Here is a 407-nt window from a genome sequence, read left to right on the forward strand (position 1 = left end):
GGGCGGCGCGGTGGTGACGCGCGGGTACGTGGGACGTCCCGAGCTGACGGCGGAGCGGTACGTGCCGGACGGCTTCTCCACGGAGCCTGGGGCGCGGCTGTACCGCACGGGCGACAAGGTGAGGCAGCGGGAGGACGGGAAGCTGGAGTTCCTGGGGCGCGTGGACTTCCAGCTGAAGATTCGCGGCTACCGCGTGGAGCTGGGTGAGGTGGAGGCGGGGCTGAGCGCATGCGAAGGCGTGCGCGAAGCCGTGGTGGTGGCGCGGGAGGACGCCCCCGGAGACAAGCGGCTGGTGGCGTACGTGGTGGCGAAGCCGGGCAGCACGGTGGAGGCCACGGCACTGCGCGGCGAGCTGAAGGGACGGCTGCCGGAGTACATGGTGCCGTCGGCCTTCGTGGTGCTGGAGG

1 protein-coding gene is annotated in these 407 nt (G+C 72.2%); it reads left to right on the top strand.

The genetic code is table 11. From position 1 onward, the window contains the following. Positions 1-407: AMP-binding enzyme (locus tag ACLEQD_RS45185; RefSeq protein WP_410392037.1), on the top strand; the 407-nt coding region annotated here is incomplete at both ends.

Source organism: Corallococcus sp. 4LFB (assembly GCF_046520365.1).
Taxonomy (GTDB): domain Bacteria; phylum Myxococcota; class Myxococcia; order Myxococcales; family Myxococcaceae; genus Corallococcus; species Corallococcus caeni.